Genomic DNA, 15,555 nt, shown 5'->3' on the forward strand with positions numbered 1-15,555 from the left:
GAAATATTAAAGGGTAAATCACTGATTTTCAGTGGAATTTTAATTTGTAAATCAAGTAAATGAAGACCATTGCCTTAATTCCTGCAAGGTTTGGAGCCACGCGTTTTCCTGCAAAATTATTAGCAGATTTAAGAGGAAAGCCATTGATCGCAAGAACTTATTTGAGTACCATGGCCACCAATGTTTTTGATGATGTAATGGTGGTGACCGATCATGAGTCAATTGCGGAAGCTGTAAGAAATGAAGGAGGTAAAGTGTTTTTTAGCCAAAAGGCACATGAAAGTGGTTCCGATAGGATAGCCGAGGCTGCTGCTTCCATTGAGGCCGATATTATTGTAAATGTACAGGGAGATGAGCCCTTCCAAGATAGGGAGTCCCTTTCTAATCTGGTGAAGGCATTCCAAGATGAGAAGGTGGAAGTAGCTTCTTTAATGTCGCCCATTGCTGATCCGAGCTTAATAAACAATCCAAATATTGTAAAGGTGGTCACAGATCAGGAAAGTTTTTCCCTTTACTTTAGCCGTTCTCCCATTCCCTTCAAAAGGAATGAGGCTTCTTCACCACAGTATTTTCGACATATAGGAATATATGCCTATAAAAAAGAGTTGTTGATGGCATTCACCAAATGGGAAAAATCTGCCTTGGAAAATATTGAAATGCTGGAACAATTAAGGTTACTAGAAAATGGTATTCGTATTAAAATGGTGACTACCCATCATCAGGCTGTAGCCATCGACGTGCCTGAAGATCTTGAACGGGCGCTCATTTATTATGATAAAAATCATTCTTCATGAACGCCTAGGCTATAGGTGCTTTATCACATTAATTTTCTGTATTCAATAAATTTAAAGAATGAACTGCTACCAAACCGGCAGTTTCTGTTCTTAAGCGATGCTTTCCTAAAGAGCAGGGTTTGAAACCACTGTTTATGGCTGAAGTAATTTCTCCGGGACTAAAATCTCCCTCAGGACCGATTAAGACAAGATAAGACTGACCAATAGTGGCTTGTTGCATTAGATGCCGGTCATTGTCCTTGTCGACATAAGCGATAAATCGTTCATGTGCATGAAAAGCAGGATCAGAAATAAATTTCTCGTAGTCAACAATGGGGTTAATTTCTGGCAACCAGGTTTTAAAACTTTGTTTACAAGCTGAAACAAGCTTTTTATGCAGGCGGTCTAATTTTAATCTTGATCTTTCGATGTGAGTGGTCTTTAAAAATGTGATTTCATTGAAACCTACTTCTGTGATTTTTTCAAGCATCCATTCCATACGATCCATGTTTTTGGTTGGAGCAATGGCCAGGTGGATGTGGAATTTCTCCATAGGTGTGAAGAGTTGTTCTACAATCTTCAACCGGCATTTTTTAGGATTATTGTCTTCAATTTGACAAGTAAACAAAGACCCTTTTCCATTTGTAAATAAGACGGTATCCCCAATGTTTTTCCGAAGGACCTTCCCTAAGTGGTTGGATTCCTGCGGGTCCAAAGTAAATACATCCCCGTTAATCTCCTCTTCATAAAAAAGCTGCATGGCATAGTCGTTTATTCCTTCGAATTTATAAAATTAACCTTAAAGGTTAAATAGGATTTGTTTATAATTGTAATGGAAATATTTTAATAGAAAACAAAATTAATTTTATAATGGACACCAAATTTGACCTACCCCATAAAATTCTTAAAGCGAATGATTTGTCTTGGCAGCCTTGGCTTGAAGAGACGCTATCAGCATTTAATTGTGTTACAGGTACCTTACATGTATTGAATCAGGATACAGGCTTATTGGAACTTCAAGCGCAAGTGGGTATTCCTGATTTCTTATTGCCAAAAATGAGTACAATTCCGGTTGGAAAAGGAATGGCAGGAATAGCTGCGGAACGAATGGAAGCAGTTCAAGTATGTAATCTCCAAACCGATGATTCAGGCGTGGTCAGGCCAGGAGCAAAAGATACAAAAGTAGAAGGAGCCATTACGGCCCCAATGATTGTTGAAGGGAAACTTTTTGGTACTTTAGGCATAGCCAAAAAAGATCCCTATGAATTTAATGATGAGGAAACTGAAGCTCTTATGAGTATCGCCACTGCCATCGCCCAAAAAATAAAATAAGCTTATATCGTTGATCAAGTCATTAAAATCCCCTTCACTTACCGTTCACCCGAAAGATGAATGATTTGCTGAAGGGGATTTTTTTAGCTGCAATTTAGCCCTACTAGACTTTTACGAAGATTTTCAAGCGGTACAATATGTACAGAAATATCCAAACCAAAAGTAATGCACCAAAGGCCTGAAAAACCGGATGCCATTCCTCAGGAAGCGGGGCATAAAGGCCTGCAAATAATTTTTCACTGGTGAAGCGGAAGTTGATAAAGCTGAAGGCAAAGTAAATGGTCAGCGAATTAAGACCAATCACCTGAAAGAAAAATGCCCATTTTCTAATTTTCCATACGTCTATCACCACATAAAACAATAATAAAGTTAGGAATGCCATTCCACTTGTTAAAAGAATAAAAGAGCTGCTCCAAAGGTGCTTATTTATAGGGAAGTGTAGATCCCAAATCAAACTTAAAATGATGCCGACCACCCCAGCAACAGCCAGTTGTTTGATTTTTTTGGAATCCAACCATGCTTTGGTTAGTATCTCTCCAGCTAAGGTGCCGAAAATTGTTAGGCAGAGTGCTGGTATTTGGGTCAATAGGCCCAATTCATCATAGATTTCTTGCTTTAAAACCCCCGGCATAAATGTGCGATCAAACCATCCTACCAAATTTCCTTCAATGCTTAAATCTCCGGCTCCATAACCTGGAACAGGGATTAGAAATAAAGCTGCATAATATAGCAACAGGGTAGCCAAAGCAATTCCTAATCTTTTATAAAAATCAAAATTTAAATACACCAAGGTGGCCACAAATGTTGCAATTCCTATACGGCCCAAAACACTACCATACCTAATTTGAGAGGGTTCAAAAACAGGAACAGGCGCATTTTTGTATAAAATACCCAATAGAATAAGCACTAACATCCTCGAAAATGTCTTTTTATAAAGGGTTGGTTTGGACATTCCAAGTTTTCTTCCTTTATTTAATGAGAACGTTAACGAAACTCCGGCAATAAATAAGAAAAGTGGGAAGATAAAGTCATAAAATGAGAATCCATTCCAAGCAGGATGATAGAATTGACCGGCAATCCAGTCGATGGCAGGAATTCCGGTTTTACCTTTCAATAATACTAAAAAGGCTCCGGCTCCTGCAATTAATAACATATCAAAACCTCTTAAGGCATCAATGGAGAGAAGTCTTTTAGATGTCAGTTGAGAGGTAGATGAGGGAGCATTTAGCCCTGATTCTTTTTGATTAAAAGGAGTGGTTTCCATGACAAAGACTTTGAGTAAATTGGACGAGTTAATTGAATAACTTAAAGTGCCAATATATTTTAAATTTATGAAATAAAAAAGCTAATTAATTATCATTAGTTATAAATAATTTGGAGAAATTAGCGGTAGATTTGATTTATATATGGTAAAAAAATCCTTTAGTAAGCAAAAAACTGTATTCAATATTTTCTTATGAATAAAGAAACTTTAGGATAGACTTATGGTTCTTTAGCTGAGCTAGTAAAAGAAAAAATAAAAATAATCAACATCTAGCCTGATATTAATGATGCAATATAAAAAGATAATAAAGAGATTAAAGGTGATCACTTAACCTGAACCCTTAACATTATTTTGCCGAATAGAGGTACCACATAATAAATTAATTTTTAACTATTTGTAAATAACCTAAAAGTGAATTGGGGATAAATGATCAATTCAATATTAATTAAAAAACACCTAATTAAATGAAGATTTATAATCGAAAAAACCCGGCTGAAATGGGTAAATTGGCGGGAGATCATGCTGCTGAAGCCATCATAAAGGCTATTAAGGAGAATGGGCAAGCCAATATTATTTTAGCTACTGGTACTAGCCAATTTGAAACCATTGAAACCATATTGACCTATAAGGAGATTGATTGGAGCAAGGTCACCATGTTTCATTTAGATGAGTATTTGGACTTACCCATCACCCACCCTGCAAGTTTCAGGAAATATTTAAAAGAAAGATTTTTGGATAAAGTTGGTCAATTGAAAGCTTACCATTTGATTGATGGGGAAAAAGATCCCATTGAGGAAACTGGTCGCCTTAATGAGCTTATTAGTAAATCTCCGATAGATGTAGCCATGGTTGGCATAGGAGAAAACGGACACTTGGCTTTTAATGATCCTCCAGCTGATTTTGATATCGAAACGCCATATTTGGTGGTAGACCTTGATGTTGCATGTCGCCAGCAACAATTTGGAGAGGGTTGGTTCCCAACTTTGGAAGATGTACCTACAAAAGCCATTAGTATGTCCATCCAACAGATCATGAAATCTAAAAAAATCATTTGTTCTGTGCCGGATGAGAGAAAAGCCAAAGCAGTAAAAGCTTGTCTTGAAAACGAGGTTAGTCCCGAATATCCCGCAAGTATTTTGCAAAATCATCCTGACTGTGGTATTTACCTGGATGAAGCAGCAGCTTCACTATTGGATGCCTCAGTTATTGTAAATTAATATCTTAAAGTCAGATCGCCACAAGTGGTATTTTACCCGGTTTATTATCCAAAGACCTATTGAAATGACTTGTGGCGATTTACCTTATGGACCTCGTTTTTAGCTATAGCTGCATTTTTAGCTCTTATTTATTAAAATACTCCCAATCTGAATTTTTAAATGCTTTTAGATCTTCAGGACTGTCAATGTCAATATTGCCCGCATCAAATCTAACCAAGGACAATTGCTCCGGATTGTTTAATAGCAGTTTTTTTGCCCCAACTTTATCCGGAATAGAATTTAATTGCTGAAAGACAGATTGATCAAAAATAGCAGGCACTCCCGGTGCGTCTTGATAAAAAGAAGCAACTATTGCTTTGGGATTTTTGGATTTCTTAAGAATTAAACTCTTGATTAACGCTATACTTACGAATGGCTGATCTGATAAAAGCACCAATACCTGTGTTATTTGTGCTTGGCTTACTAGCGTATTTAAGCCTAATTTTATTGAACTCCCCATACCGCTTTCCCATTTATTATTCATCACCTTATTTAATCTGGGATGTGGTCTAAGAGGATAGGTTCCTGCCCCTTCTACAAGCAATACCGGGCCATTAGTTGCCTCCAATGTAATGTTGACAATGTTTTGCAAGAGGCTAGTCCCATTATAGGGAATTAGCTGTTTGGGCTTACCTAACCTGCTGGAATTTCCTGCAGCCAATATGATGGTACCTGTTTTCATGTTTCTTAGCGAGGCAGATCATTTCCTATATAAGCATTTGGGTTGGCCACAGGTATGGTGCTATTCCATTTACCATTGATGGCTTCTATAAAATGGTTGGCTACCACAGCACTTCCACGGGCATTTGGGTGCACACCATCTGTGGAAAAAACACCATAGGGAGGCAAGATAGAATTGGAGATGGCGATATCATTTGCGGTTAGAGCACCTTGTCCGATTCTTTCCAGAAGGTTTTTTGTATCCACCAAAACCAATCGGTTCTCGTTGGCTGAGACTGTAGTGGCGATGATTTGATTGAATGCATTTATTTGGGCCTCCATTTCAGCCTGTTCGGAAGGAAGCATTATGTAGTTGTCGGCAATTGGCACTGTAACCCCGTAAATTAAAGTAGGATCATCACCGGAATTTGAACCCAATATTTGTCCGGTAGTCAAAGCAACCTTGTCATTTACATTGGTTTGCCTAATAGGTGGTAGGCCCATTTCTGAAAGGTCAGTTAAAGTTTTATCATCAATCAAAAATCCGTTTTGTCCGGCAGAGAAATTTATTTTTCGTAAATCTCTTTCAGCATCGCTAATCATTCCGGCTGTAGCCAGGTTGTCTAGACCACTGTTATAATTTGTAAAAACACTATTGGCAAGGCCTGCCAAGAAATTGTCTAAAGGCAATGCATTCCAAGGGACCGTACTAAAATAAGGCAGTTCATTGATGTTTGGTATATTGCCAATAGCACCTTTTGCTTCTGGGCTTGCTTGCAACATAGTGCCTAAAGCGGTTTGATAGCGAAGGGAGAAATCTTGTTCACTGGTTAATAGTTCAGGAATGGCACCTCCGGTCAGGGCGTAGGGTAAAACATCATTTTTTCCCAACCAAAAAACGAAAAAAGTACCACCATCAGCTAAGGCAGATGCCGCATCTCCTATGGGTGTTGAATTACCTGGGTTACTGGCAAATCGTGCATAATAAGGGTTAAACAAAGGGTTTGAAGATTCCTGAATATTACCGGAAGCAGGAAGTAAAGCTTGAGCCAGGGTAAGACCATTTACCCCAAAATTGTTTAAAGCTGTTTTGTCCCCTGAAAATGTGGTGAGGGCATCCCCGGGAACTATCGGGGTGGGCAATATGCTACCGGTATTTTGATTTAGGGTAAGGATTAATCGTCCCAGTGCTCCTCCTGTGGGGCTAAGGATCAAGTCTCCATTTTCTGCGTTGATTTCGGGAACATTGAAATCTCCACCTCCGGTCTCTTTCATTTGAGTGGCCAATATTACAGCATAGGAGTTTTGTTGGGAGCGATTGTACAAGGCTGCATCCATTACGCCGGCGGTAATAGAACTACCGATGGTCACCATTTTGGAGAAATCTGCTTGCCCGGGATCTGGGCTCAATTGACCCGGCTCAGGAAACTCGTATTGGCATGAAAATAACAAACCAATGGACAAATATTTGAAAAGTAAGCGATATCGTATCATGGTTTTTTTGGTTTAGTTCAACAGTTCATCAAAGGTGATGGATAGGTAGTAAATGGCTCCTGAGGTAGGGCCACCAAAATTCAGATAGTACCGGTTGTTAAGTACATTGGATCCTCCTAATTTTAATATTGATTTTAATCGCTTTACCTTATAAGAAATCTGGGCATCCAAATTGTGTATTTCCGGCACATTTCCTCTGGCAAAACTAGACTCCCACCTAAAGGCGGATTGGTACCTATAGGCCAAGTTGAACCCTAATTTATCTGTTAGTTTTCGATTACCGAAGATGATATTTGTTTTGTGTTTAGGGGTATTAAACTCCGAAAGGTATCCTGCTTCAAATTCTGTAAGCAATTCATTATAGTTGTAGTTTCCACCGATGGTAAAATTTCTAGGTAAATTAAAATTGACTCCTAATACCAAACCATGTGCACGTACCTCTCTGTCTATGATATTGGTATAAGTCTGAAAGGTGTTTTCTTGTCCGGGTGTTGTGATAGGAGTGAGCAGACTTGGTGCATTGACAGCATTAATTGCTGCCTCATCAGAACCGGCCTCAGCACCTGGATAAACCGGACCCGGAGCTTTCCTAATGGCGGTTTGGGAGATGAAATTATTGTATCGGTTGTAATAATATGCAAAATCAATCAATAGCCTATTGTCCATCAACAATCCCTTATAACCAGCTTCTAATGCTTTTACTTTTTCAGGCCTTAAGGCAGGAAGGGAGGTTACTTGTTCCAACAATCCTGTAGCTGCAGGGCCTATAGGACTGGCACCTTCCGCCACTGCTGCGGTATAATTCAGAACTGAAGCCAAAGAATATCCATTTTCAAAAATCTTATACTTGTCTCTATAGTATGGTAAACCTGCTATTAACCGGGCCGAAACCACGTTTAAATCTATGTGTTGGGCTTGGGTAGTAGGCATCCTAAAACCTGTTTGGTAGGACAACCGAAAATTGTGGTTTTTTTCTGTGAAAACAGTTGATATCCTGGGGCTAAACTGGCCTTCAAAGTTTTCATTTTTGTCGTACCTCAATGAGCCAATTACCTTTAATTGCTCTTGGAATAGGCGTTTAGTGGCTTGGGCATAACCACCAATTTCTGAGATGGTGATGTCATTGCCCTCTCCATCGGCAAAAATGGTACCGTTAGACCGAAGGTCGTAGATTCTATAAGATGCACCAACCTGAAGGTCCATAAAATCTATTTCATTTTTAAAATCATACTGGCCTTCTGTTAAGTACATTCTTGACCGGTCATAAAATAAAGAGCCTTCCGGAATAAAATCCCCACTAACGCTCTGAGCTGTGCTATTAAACTCAGCACTTCCGGGAAGATACCTTCCATCATCCGCTTGTTGACGGGCAAACTGGTGAGCTGCAGTTTGTTGTTCTATACTCCCTAAACTTCCTGGTGCAACTTGTTGATTGGCAAGTGCTCCTAAATAATTGAGGGTGTATTCTCCAAACCATGTAGAATTGTCTTTCCAAGTGTCATTGATCAAAATTCCGTTTAAATCTGAAATATAGGATTTCCCTGAATTATCTCTGGTTGTATAACTCCGAATAAAATAATTGTCTCCTTTAAGTTCTAATTTGTGTTGGGTAATAAAGAATTCCTTCAATGAATACCTCTGGGCACCCGTGTAAATTGAAGTACCTGAACCGTAATTTAAAGAGTAGAAAATCTCCGCATTATCTGAGATACGGTAATGTAATGCACCATTGACTTTATAATTGCTTGCTCCATAATCAACCAAATTTCTCTCCGGATAGCCGGTTCTAGAAACCACCTGATCCGGAATGCTACCAATATAAGCACCTAAGCCCAGTTGACTTGCTTGTTGTTGTATGGCAGTTACATTCCTTAAGAGTCCAATATTATTGGATACCTCATCCCCAAAGGTATGTACCAAATTTGCCCCTGGGTTGAAGGGAAGGTCGCCTTGGGATACTGCATTTAAATCTGTGGCATTGGTGCCGTACCAGTCTTCTGCTTGCATAAAAGAAGCGCTGATTTTAAATGCCCATTTGTTATTGAAAGCCTTGGCATACCTTATGGCACCTTCGTACATGGGTTTAGGAGATTCTGGTTCGCCTGTGGCGGTGCCTATATGGTTTATTCCTTGCTTGTAATAGGCACTCAAGCCTTGGTATTCAAAAGGGTTTTTGCTATTTACCAAAAGTATGCCGTTGAATGCATTGGGTCCATATAAGGCAGAAGAAGCACCGGGTATAAACTCGATACTTTCTACATCAAGTTCAGATGGCCCATTGAGGTTGCCAATAGGGAAATTTAATGAAGGAGCTTGGGTGTCCATGCCATCTGTGAGCTGCACAAACCTAGTGTTTCCTGTAGAGTTGAAGCCTCTGGCATTCAAAATTTGGAAATTAATGGATGAACTGGTGACATCTACTCCCTTTGAGTTTGAAATGGCCTTATAATAAGAGTCTCCTGGAGCCTCCCTGATGTCTAAAATATCCATTTTTTCTATGGAAACCGGTGATTGGAGGATGCTTTCTTCTACTCTAGAAGCAGAAACAACCACTTCTTGCCCCAAAAAGGTTTGTTCTGAAAGGGCCACCTCCAAAGGAGGAGGGTTGCTTGAAGTAATATTTATTTCTTGACTGGCAAAGCCCACCATGGAAAAAATTAAAGTAATTGGGGGAGGAGAGCTTACTGTTATCGAGAATTTGCCATTTACATCAGTTATAGTTCCGGAGACTTTACCTTTCACAAGTATATTTACCCCTATTAAGGTTTCACCGTTATCTTGGTCTTTGACTGTACCACTTATTGTAGTATTCTCTTGAGCATAAGATAAGCTTATTGAAAAAACCAATAGCCCGATCAATAGGGAGTAATAACGGAAACCCTTTCGTTGTTGGTTAGTATTCATGGCACAATGGGTTTAGGTGTTAAATGAAAGTGATTATATACTATTCTCGTTCAACTTCAGTATCTCTTAATAAGGCATTTCCGTATTAAGTAATAGAAATGTGATGTTGTCCAATCAAATGTTTCTATTAATTTACGATAATATTTGTAAAATAATAGGCTGTTTCAATTACTATTCTAATAGTTATTTGTTTCGATTTTGCTTCTTTAAAATATTTGCCCCTTAATTTCTAATTGATTTTTTGAATAAAAGGTAATGGCGGAAAATATAGCCGGGTATTCAATCAGTTTTAACTCGGATCTCGCAATAGGATTTCTAGTGTTTGGGAGAAGCGATGCAATCACAAGGAAACTAAGCATATTCGTGATTTTAGCAAAACATCTCTATGGAGAAATTGAAAAGTGCAATGAAGTGGCTGATTTTGGAGCGATTTTAGCGCTTAATAGAAGCTCTATTGTATCCTCTCGGGTTAAAAGTATTTGGTGCCGGATATTGGGAGAAAAAAAATAGGATAAACCCAAGGGCTTATCCTATTACATGTGTGCACTATTTAAGCTAGTAAATTATTTTTGTTTTGCGTTTTCCTCGTTTACATGTTTTACCAAACGATCACAAAGGGCTTTAATTTCTTCTGCATAATATTCGTCTCCAGTACTGTTGAGTATATTTTGCCCCATACCTCCCAAAATATCGATGTAGAATCTCTTCATTTCAGCGACAGACATATCTTCCGTCCAAAGGTCAATTCTTAAAGTACTTTGATTAAGTGTATCCCAAACGTTCAAGCTTATGCTCCTTGTTGATTCTTGCCCTTCACTTTCCTTGTCTGTAGCATCCCATTCTATACTCTTCGGTAAATTTTTATCATCTAGAGTAACGGTAAACTTAATTTCAGATTTTTTCATTTTTTATTATTCTATTTATGCCTGCAAAATTAAGAAAGAAATCGCAAAGGGACTTCACTATTCTGCGTCAAACAATTCCATTTCTTTAATTTCTCCTTTTACAACGAGTCTTCCTTCGGTTTTTGCTTTTATTTCTTCAATGCTCACACCCGGAGCTCTTTCACAAAGTTTAAAACCTCCCTCTGGTAATACAGTAAATACGCCCAGATCAGTGAATATCTTTTGTACACATTTTATTCCTGTTATTGGCATCTTGCAGTGCTTCAGGAGTTTTGAGGAGCCATCCTTGTGGCAATGGTGCATGGCTATATAAAGTTTGGCCTCTGAAGCTACCAAATCCAAGGCTCCCCCCACACCTTTGATAAGGCCGGATGAAATTTTCCAGTGGCTGATGTCACCATTTTCTGAAACTTCTAAAGCCCCCAAAATGGATAGGTCTATATGCCCGCCCCTTATCATGGCAAATGCTTCTGCAGAATCAAAAAGAGAGGAGCCTTTGACCATTGATATGGTTTCCTTACTTGCGTTGATTAGATCGGGATCCATATGGTCCTCTTCGGGGTATGGACCTATGCCTAATAATCCATTTTCTGATTGGAATACCACTTGTAACTGTTCAGGAAGATAGTTGGCAATCAAAGAAGGAATCCCTATCCCAAGGTAGATATATTGACCGTCTTTGATCTCACTGGCGATTCTCTGAGCGATTTGTTTTTTGCTTAGCATGCGGAGTAAAGATTATTTACAAACGGTTTTAATTTCAATTCTTTTTTCATAACCATCCCCTTGAAATATTCGCTGAACATATATTCCTGGTGTATGAATTTGATTGGGATCCAACTCACCTGCCGGAACCAGTTCCTCAACCTCTGCAATGGTAATTTTACCGGCAGTAGCCATAAGGGGGTTAAAATTACGGGCAGTGCCTTTGTAAATAAGGTTTCCTGCAGTATCCCCTTTCCAAGCTTTGATCAATGAAAAATCTGCTTTAATCCAGCGCTCCAGTAAAAACAAACGACCATCAAACTCCCTGACCTCTTTTCCATCTGCCACATGCGTGCCAATGCCGGCAGGGGTATAAAATGCGGGTATTCCTGCTCCTCCGGCTCTTATTCGTTCGGCGAGTGTCCCTTGAGGAATCAATTCTAACTCTAAAGATCCTGTTGTAAATTGTTTTTCAAATTCCAGGTTTTCTCCCACATAGCTGGATATTAATTTTCGCAGCATGTGTTGTTTGATAAGAAGACCTACGCCAAAGTCATCTACACCTGCATTATTGGAAATACAGGTTAGCCCTTTTAAATTTGTTTGTAGAAGTGCATTGATACAGGCTTCTGGGATCCCACAAAGACCAAAGCCTCCTACTAGTAAAACAGCACCATTTTCTATATCAGAAACTGCTTCAACACCGTTTTTAACAGTTTTATTTATCATTAGTACTTTTATTTTTCGTCGAAAAAAAATCCACCACTTTTTCCTGGTCTGTTTTCAATTGCTTGGTTAAGGCTGCCAGGCTTTCAAATTTTTTTTCGGGTCTTAAAAATTCTAACAATTCTAGGTTTATTATTTTACCGTAAATGTCTTGGTTAAAATCCAAAATATTTACTTCTATATTCTTGTGTTCACCGGATACTGTGGGTCGCATACCTATATTCAGCATACCATTATAAAGATTCTTATCGATATTTACCTTAACGAGGTAAGCCCCATCCATTGGTACCAGTTTATTGGGTTCATTAAGTTGGATATTTGCCGTGGGAAAACCTATTGTTCTGCCAATTTTATCTCCTTCGATTACTTTGCCTTGGAGGTTGTAGGGTCTACCTAAAAATTCATTTGCTTTGACGATGTTCCCTGTTTTTAAAGCTTTTCTGATTTTAGTGCTACTGATCCCGATATCATCAATATCCTCCCTAGGGATTTCTTCCAGGTCAAAATTATACCGTTCTTGTTCTGCATGTAGGTGTGCAAAACTGCCTTCTCTTCCCTTTCCGAACCTATGGTCATAGCCAATGACTAGTTTTTTTGTTTTTATTCTCTTGACCAAAATATTTTCAATAAAATCCTTAGATTCCATCATCGAAAATTCCTTGGTAAAAGGAATACTGATAAGGTGATCTACACCAAATTTTTCCAATAGTGCTGCCTTTTCATCAAAACTATACAGTAATTTAATCCCATGGGATTCAGGAAAAAGCACCATCCTGGGGTGTGGCCAAAAAGATACCAAAACGGTTTCTCCATGAATGGACTTCGCAATATTGTTGATTCTTTTGAGAATTTTTTGATGGCCCAAATGAACCCCATCAAAAGAACCAATGGTAACTACTGGCCGCTGAATGTCAGGAAAATCATCAAGAGATTTATAGATTTTCATTTTGCTCTTTTTTGATTTTATCTATCAATTGCTCTAGTTGCCAAGCGTTTTCAAGTTTAAATTCACCAATGGCATCTCGCCTAAGTGCCGACATGTAAGCACCTACTTCCAATTTGTCACCCAAATCCCTAGCCAGGCTTCTAATATAAGTGCCTTTGGAGCAAACAATTCTGAAATGAATTTCCGGTAGTGCGATGCTTGTTATTTCAAAAGCTTCTACGGTTACAGGTCTGGGGTCAAGCACTACCGTGATTCCCTTCCTTGCTGATTCATACACCCTTTTACCATCTTTTTTGATGGCGGAATGATTGGGAGGGATTTGCATAATATCTCCTGTAAGCTCTGCTACGGCCTCTTCAATATCTTCCCTCGTTAAATGAGAAGGGTCTGCTACTGTTATGACCTCTTGTTCTAAATCAAACGATTCAGTAGTTTTACCCAAAACAAATGTGCCGGTATATTCCTTCTTTTGGGCTTGATATTTTTCGATATTTTTGGTTTCCTTTCCAGCACAAACGATCAATAGTCCGGTGGCCAAAGGGTCAAGTGTGCCTGCATGGCCAACTTTTTTTACTTTGAGGGTATTTCTAAGCTTCTTTACAACATCAAATGAAGTCCATTGATAGGGCTTATTGATAAGAAATACTTCTCCGTATGGTTTTTGCTGTTTGTCCATCAATAATATGTTCCGGCTACAATGGCCAGTATTCCTACAATCACACAATAAATTGAAAAGTACCTCAATTTACTTTTTCTTACCAACTGGATCATCCAGGTACAAGCAGCCAGTCCTGCAACAAAAGCGGCTAAAAAGGCAATAATCATACTTCCAAATTGATCACTTTGGTAAGTCAAATCCCCGGATAAGACATCTTTGCCTATTTTTCCTAAGATAAGTGGTACCACCATCAAAAAGGAAAACCTAGCGGCTCTGTTTTTGTCTATACCCAACAAGACTGAGGTAGAAATGGTAGCACCTGAACGAGAAATTCCCGGAAGCATGGCAATAGCTTGGGCAATACCAATGATGACAGCATTAAAGAAGGAAACCGGTTTGCCTGTGTTTTTGGCTTTGTCTGCAAGGTATAATAGGAGTGCAGTGACCAGTAGCATAAAACCTACAAATACCACTTTTCCTCCGAAAAATTGTTCCAATTGCTCTTCAAAAAGCAATCCAACCGCCACAGCAGGAATCATTGAAACAATAACTTTCAGTGAAAACATTGTTTCTTCATTGTTTTTAAATTGGAATAGACCGGCCAATAATTTGGCGACATCCTTTCTAAATACTACAATGGTACTTAATGCAGTTGCAAAATGAACAACTACCGTAAAAAGTAAACTTTCTTCAGGTAAGGAATTGCTACCAAGAAGAGCTCCGGCGATTTCCAAATGGCCACTGGAGGATACAGGTAAAAATTCAGTTAAGCCTTGAACAATCCCCAAGATAATTGCTTCAAAAATGGTCATTTTATTTATTTGGTTTTATAAAAAATAGCGTAAAATTCAAAAAGAAAACCTGACAATACAACAATAGGCCCCAGCGTCAAACCCATAAATCCAAACCCATGAGTGGTTTTGTCCAATCCTATAATGGCAAAGCCAATAGTGATAATGGCTATCCCGATAAGCATGAGTTGATAATTTTTTTTCGAAAAAGGCAATGGATTATTTTTCATAATGTTTAGTACAATTCGTCCAGTGACATGTTAAGGTATTTGTTGATAGATCTGTAGGTGCTGATCCAAGACATCAGTGCCCCCAATAAAATTAAGCTTCCAAATAATATGGCAAGCAATTCAATATCATAAAGTAATTGTAAGCCTTCGACAAAGTTTTTGCCATATTCCAAAAGGCTGAATATAATTGTAGAGGAAAATACCCCTCCTAAAGCTCCATATAAAAAAGCACGCCATAAAAAAGGCCTTCTTATAAAGCCCTTGGTAGCCCCTACCAATTGCATGCTACGGATCAAAAACCGTTGTGAGAATAAAGCTAGTTTAATCGTATTACTAATTAAAATAACCACGGTTACCAGCAAAATTAAGATTAATGCACCCATTACTATCCCCACTTTGAGCAGGTTTTCGTTGATTGAAGAAACAACATCTTGCATATAAGTCACTTCAAAGACACCGGGGGTAGCCTCAATTTCTGCAACGATCTGCTGGATTTTTTCAGCTGTTTGAGACTCTTCATTAATAGAAAATGTAAAAGAATCTCTTAGGGGGTTGTCGTCCAAAAACTGGTTGAAGTCTTCCCCAACCTCTTCGAGAAAAACTTCTGCTGCTTCATCTTTACTGGTGAAGCGCAATACAGGACCAGCCTCTTTCTTTAAGACATAGGGCTTTTTTCCCATTTGCTCGATGAGTTTATCAATAGAGGCCTGTGGTAGATCTTTGTTAAGAAATACCTGCACCTCAATGTTTTCACGGATGATGGAAGTGAGCTTTTTTGCCTGAATGGCAATGACCCCAAATATACCCATCATCAACAACGAAAGGGTGATACTGAATAATACACTGGCAAATTTATAACTTCCCAGCCTCGTCTTTTTTCTCTTTAATTTGGCCATCACATAATTATGTGT

At 38.7% G+C, this 15,555-nt stretch carries 16 protein-coding genes; 3 read left to right on the forward strand and 13 right to left on the reverse strand.

All coding sequences use genetic code 11. The features are described 5' to 3' along the window. The first annotated feature begins 59 nt into the window (after positions 1-59). Complete coding sequence (gene kdsB, locus ACYVHJ_RS22200) at positions 60-794, forward strand: 3-deoxy-manno-octulosonate cytidylyltransferase (protein WP_460519444.1); 735 nt, start codon at positions 60-62, stop codon at positions 792-794. A gap of 28 nt (positions 795-822) precedes the next feature. Here kdsB and ACYVHJ_RS22205 read toward each other — a convergent pair whose 3' ends face one another. Then, positions 823-1,533, reverse strand: a complete 711-nt coding sequence (locus ACYVHJ_RS22205; RefSeq protein ID WP_339901900.1) for a 16S rRNA (uracil(1498)-N(3))-methyltransferase — start codon at positions 1,531-1,533, stop codon at positions 823-825. 110 nt (positions 1,534-1,643) lie between these two features. Here ACYVHJ_RS22205 and ACYVHJ_RS22210 point away from each other — a divergent pair, with 110 nt between their 5' ends. After that, a complete protein-coding gene (locus tag ACYVHJ_RS22210) occupies positions 1,644-2,105 on the forward strand; it encodes a GAF domain-containing protein (RefSeq protein WP_460519446.1) in 462 nt (153 codons plus the stop codon). A gap of 103 nt (positions 2,106-2,208) precedes the next feature. Here ACYVHJ_RS22210 and ACYVHJ_RS22215 read toward each other — a convergent pair whose 3' ends face one another. Continuing rightward, complete coding sequence (locus ACYVHJ_RS22215; protein WP_460519449.1) at positions 2,209-3,369, reverse strand: acyltransferase family protein; 1,161 nt, start codon at positions 3,367-3,369, stop codon at positions 2,209-2,211. A gap of 464 nt (positions 3,370-3,833) precedes the next feature. Here ACYVHJ_RS22215 and ACYVHJ_RS22220 point away from each other — a divergent pair, with 464 nt between their 5' ends. Then, positions 3,834-4,586 (forward strand): glucosamine-6-phosphate deaminase, encoded by a 753-nt coding sequence (locus ACYVHJ_RS22220; protein ID WP_339901903.1) that lies wholly within the window; start codon positions 3,834-3,836, stop codon positions 4,584-4,586. Between the two features lie 124 nt (positions 4,587-4,710). On the opposite strand, the gene ACYVHJ_RS22225 is transcribed toward ACYVHJ_RS22220, so the two are convergent. The 11 genes from ACYVHJ_RS22225 to ACYVHJ_RS22275 all read right to left on the reverse strand — a co-directional run bounded on the left by ACYVHJ_RS22225 (position 4,711) and on the right by ACYVHJ_RS22275 (position 15,540). Continuing rightward, positions 4,711-5,307 (reverse strand): nucleotidyltransferase family protein, encoded by a 597-nt coding sequence (locus tag ACYVHJ_RS22225; protein WP_339901904.1) that lies wholly within the window; start codon positions 5,305-5,307, stop codon positions 4,711-4,713. 5 nt (positions 5,308-5,312) lie between these two features. Next, positions 5,313-6,779 (reverse strand): SGNH/GDSL hydrolase family protein, encoded by a 1,467-nt coding sequence (locus ACYVHJ_RS22230; protein ID WP_460519454.1) that lies wholly within the window; start codon positions 6,777-6,779, stop codon positions 5,313-5,315. 12 nt (positions 6,780-6,791) lie between these two features. Then, positions 6,792-9,683, reverse strand: coding sequence for a TonB-dependent receptor (locus tag ACYVHJ_RS22235; RefSeq protein WP_460519457.1), 2,892 nt, complete (start codon positions 9,681-9,683; stop codon positions 6,792-6,794). A gap of 563 nt (positions 9,684-10,246) precedes the next feature. After that, positions 10,247-10,588 (reverse strand): gliding motility protein GldC, encoded by a 342-nt coding sequence (gldC, locus tag ACYVHJ_RS22240; protein WP_339901908.1) that lies wholly within the window; start codon positions 10,586-10,588, stop codon positions 10,247-10,249. 57 nt (positions 10,589-10,645) lie between these two features. After that, positions 10,646-11,314 carry a 3-oxoacid CoA-transferase subunit B gene (locus ACYVHJ_RS22245; protein ID WP_339901909.1) on the reverse strand — a complete coding sequence of 223 codons (669 nt, stop codon included), beginning with the start codon at positions 11,312-11,314 and terminating at the stop codon, positions 10,646-10,648. Between the two features lie 12 nt (positions 11,315-11,326). Further along, on the reverse strand, positions 11,327-12,022 hold the full coding sequence (locus ACYVHJ_RS22250) for a CoA transferase subunit A (RefSeq protein ID WP_460519462.1): 696 nt from the start codon (positions 12,020-12,022) through the stop codon (positions 11,327-11,329). Then, positions 12,012-12,965: a bifunctional riboflavin kinase/FMN adenylyltransferase gene (locus ACYVHJ_RS22255; protein WP_460519464.1), complete on the reverse strand. Its 954-nt coding sequence runs from the start codon at positions 12,963-12,965 to the stop codon at positions 12,012-12,014. Before ACYVHJ_RS22255 ends, ACYVHJ_RS22250 begins: the two co-directional genes overlap by 11 nt. Next, on the reverse strand, positions 12,952-13,641 hold the full coding sequence (gene truB / locus ACYVHJ_RS22260) for a tRNA pseudouridine synthase B (RefSeq protein ID WP_460519467.1): 690 nt from the start codon (positions 13,639-13,641) through the stop codon (positions 12,952-12,954). The genes ACYVHJ_RS22255 and truB overlap by 14 nt, the downstream gene beginning before the upstream one ends. Then, complete coding sequence (locus ACYVHJ_RS22265; RefSeq protein ID WP_339901913.1) at positions 13,641-14,435, reverse strand: undecaprenyl-diphosphate phosphatase; 795 nt, start codon at positions 14,433-14,435, stop codon at positions 13,641-13,643. The genes truB and ACYVHJ_RS22265 overlap by 1 nt, the downstream gene beginning before the upstream one ends. Positions 14,436-14,440: 5 nt before the next feature. Then, positions 14,441-14,644: a DUF3098 domain-containing protein gene (locus ACYVHJ_RS22270; protein WP_041934845.1), complete on the reverse strand. Its 204-nt coding sequence runs from the start codon at positions 14,642-14,644 to the stop codon at positions 14,441-14,443. 5 nt (positions 14,645-14,649) lie between these two features. After that, positions 14,650-15,540, reverse strand: a complete 891-nt coding sequence (locus ACYVHJ_RS22275; RefSeq protein WP_339901916.1) for a cell division protein FtsX — start codon at positions 15,538-15,540, stop codon at positions 14,650-14,652. Between the last annotated feature and the right edge of the window lie 15 nt (positions 15,541-15,555).

It is taken from the genome of Cyclobacterium sediminis, from assembly GCF_054781075.1.